The following is a 2,351-nucleotide window of genomic DNA, read 5'->3' as shown; positions in this document are numbered from 1 at the left end:
CCGAAAATGGCATCGGCGCTGGCGCGGGACACCTGCTGCGAGACGATGATCGACGCGAGGCTGCCGAATCCGGGCTCGGAGAGCCTCAGCGGCACCTCGCCGGCCATGCCGCGTACCTTCTCCAGCCGTGGATCGAGCTGGCAGAGCGCGTCGAGTCCTGCCGCAATGTCGTCGAGCGAGGCGATGCGTTGCACGTTTGCTTGTTCCCAGGGCGCTCATGAAGTGGCAATTGATGGCTAACTATCAACCGGCGGAAGCGCCTTTCAACCCGAATGCCGTCCGAGACATGACGCTCCTGACATTCCGCTTCGCGCCGAGCCCCAATGGCGAGTTGCATCTCGGCCATGCCTATTCGGCGCTGCTGAACCGGCAAATGGCGGCGCGGGCGGGAGGACGGCTGTTGCTGCGCATCGAGGACATCGACATCACCCGCTCCACCCCGGAATTCGAGGCCGGCATATTCCGCGACCTGGAATGGCTGGGGTTCGAATGGGAAGAGCCCGTGCGGCGCCAGTCCGAACATTTTTCCGAATACAGGGCCGTGCTCGACCGGCTGATCGCCGAGGAACTCGTCTATCCCGCCTTCATGAGCCGCGGCGAGATCCGCGCCTTCATTGCCGAGACCGAGAAACGCGGCCGCGACTGGCCGCGCGACCCCGACGGCGTGCCGCTTTATCCGCCGCTCGACAAGGCACTTCCGACTAAGGAGCGCAGGCGGCGCATCGCCGAGAACAAGCCTTTTGCCTGGCGCCTCGACATCGAGGCAGCCATGGCGCGCGTGCCGGGCGCCTTGTCATGGGTCGAGTTCACCGACGAGGCCATGGCCGCGACGCAGACGGTCGACGCAACGCCGCAGGCCTGGGGCGACGTCATCGTGGCGCGCCGCGATATCCCGACCAGCTACCATCTCGCGGTCGTCGTCGACGACGCGCTGCAGGGCGTCAGCCATGTCGTGCGTGGTCAGGACCTTTACGCGGCGACCAGCGTGCAGCGCTTGTTGCAGGACCTGCTCGGCCGCCCCGCGCCGCGCTACCTCCACCATCGGCTGATCCTCGGCTCGGACGGGCGGAAGCTGTCGAAGAGTTTCAAGGACACCGGCCTTGCCGCACTCAGGCAGGCAGGCGTGTCGCCGCAGGATGTCGTGCGGCTGATTGGGCTTTGACTACAAACGAGCCAGGCCGGCCTTGATCAGCGCCATCACGCTGATGAAGACGAAGGCGCCGCTCAATCCCCATGCCACAGCTAGCTTGATATCCCGGAAGGTGATGCCGTGCTCGTTGGCGATCATCACCGCGACGAAGAAGCCCAGCGTGAAGAGCAGCGTGTTGCCGGTCGAGCCGAAGCCGTCGTCCTTCATGATGGCATCGAGCGCGGTGCCGAAGAAGAATCCGAAAACCGCGACGGTGGCGACCGCGAACAGCAGCCATGTCGTCCCGAGATGCAAAAGCATGCCTGCTCATGGCGTGCCTTAACGCCATGCCCCTCTTGGCACCGTTTGTTGAATTCGGATGAGCTTATGGATCAACCGTTTCGTTTTGCTTGCCGAATTGATCGGCATTAGAGCAATTGCCGACATCAACTTTTCACGCGCAGCCAGAGCCCTCCTTCCAATGCACAGTATCAAGCGGTTCATCCCCGCCTCTTTCGTCGTTCTGTGGGCGACCGGCTTCATCGGCGCGCGCTATGCAATGCCATGGGCGGAGCCGTTCACCTTCCTTGCCATCCGCTTCGTGCTGGCGGCGATCCTGTTTGCGGGACTGACCGTCCTTATCGGCTCGCGACGGGCCACCCGCGAGGAGGCGCTTCATGCGACGGTGGCCGGCGTCCTAATGCACGGCGTCTATCTGGGCGGCGTCTTCTGGGCGATCCACAGAGGCATGCCGGCCGGGCTTTCGGCGCTGATCGTCGGCCTGCAGCCGCTGATCACGGCGGTGCTCGCCGGCAAATTTCTCGGCGAGGCGATCCTGCCGCGCCATTGGGCGGGCCTTGCCGTCGGGCTTCTGGGCGTCGTCATCGTGCTCTGGCCAAAGCTCGGCATGATTGGCGGCGGTGTTACCGCGGCAACGCTGACGGCCTCGCTGGTCTCGGTGCTCGGCATGGCCGCTGGTACGATCTGGCAAAAGCGCTTCGCCTCCGGCGGCGACCTCGTCTCGGCGACCATGTGGCAGTATGTCGGAGGCTCGGTCGTCACGATCCTGGGGTCGCTCGCCTTCGAGACGCGCACCATCACCGTCAACGGCGAGCTCATCTTTGCCATGGCATGGCTGGTCCTGGTGCTGTCTCTCGGCGCCATCTTCCTGTTGATGGTGATGATCAGGGACGGCGAGATGTCGAAGGTCGCATCGCTGTTC

3 protein-coding genes and 1 pseudogene are annotated in these 2,351 nt (G+C 64.3%); 2 read left to right on the top strand and 2 right to left on the bottom strand.

The window, feature by feature from the left end; all coding sequences use genetic code 11:
• Window positions 1–194, bottom strand: a pseudogene (locus EOA60_RS29145) (DNA-3-methyladenine glycosylase 2 family protein); the annotation flags it as partial.
• A gap of 92 nt (window positions 195–286) precedes the next feature.
• Here EOA60_RS29145 and gluQRS point away from each other — a divergent pair.
• Window positions 287–1,162, top strand: coding sequence for a tRNA glutamyl-Q(34) synthetase GluQRS (gene gluQRS / locus EOA60_RS29140; protein WP_095824179.1), 876 nt, complete (start codon window positions 287–289; stop codon window positions 1,160–1,162).
• On the opposite strand, the gene EOA60_RS29135 is transcribed toward gluQRS, so the two are convergent.
• Window positions 1,163–1,450, bottom strand: coding sequence for a hypothetical protein (locus EOA60_RS29135; protein ID WP_066990158.1), 288 nt, complete (start codon window positions 1,448–1,450; stop codon window positions 1,163–1,165).
• Window positions 1,451–1,610: 160 nt separating this feature from the next.
• Between EOA60_RS29135 and EOA60_RS29130 the strand changes: the two genes are divergently transcribed.
• Window positions 1,611–2,351 (top strand): EamA family transporter (locus tag EOA60_RS29130; RefSeq protein WP_128312338.1); only part of this gene is annotated, 741 nt, incomplete at its 3' end.

The sequence above is a fragment of the Mesorhizobium sp. M1A.F.Ca.IN.020.06.1.1 genome (assembly GCF_004023265.1).
In the GTDB taxonomy this organism is placed as follows: domain Bacteria; phylum Pseudomonadota; class Alphaproteobacteria; order Rhizobiales; family Rhizobiaceae; genus Mesorhizobium.
The sequence above is the reverse complement of the archived record's forward strand: the minus strand, read 5'-3'. Positions and strand labels throughout refer to the sequence as shown.

What these genes read in the sequence shown, in the direction of transcription:
- gluQRS (WP_095824179.1), top strand. Translation starts at nt 287, where the DNA reads ATGACGCTCCTGACATTCCGCTTCGCGCCGAGCCCCAATGGCGAGTTG.
- EOA60_RS29135 (WP_066990158.1), bottom strand. Translation starts at nt 1,450, where the DNA reads ATGCTTTTGCATCTCGGGACGACATGGCTGCTGTTCGCGGTCGCCACC.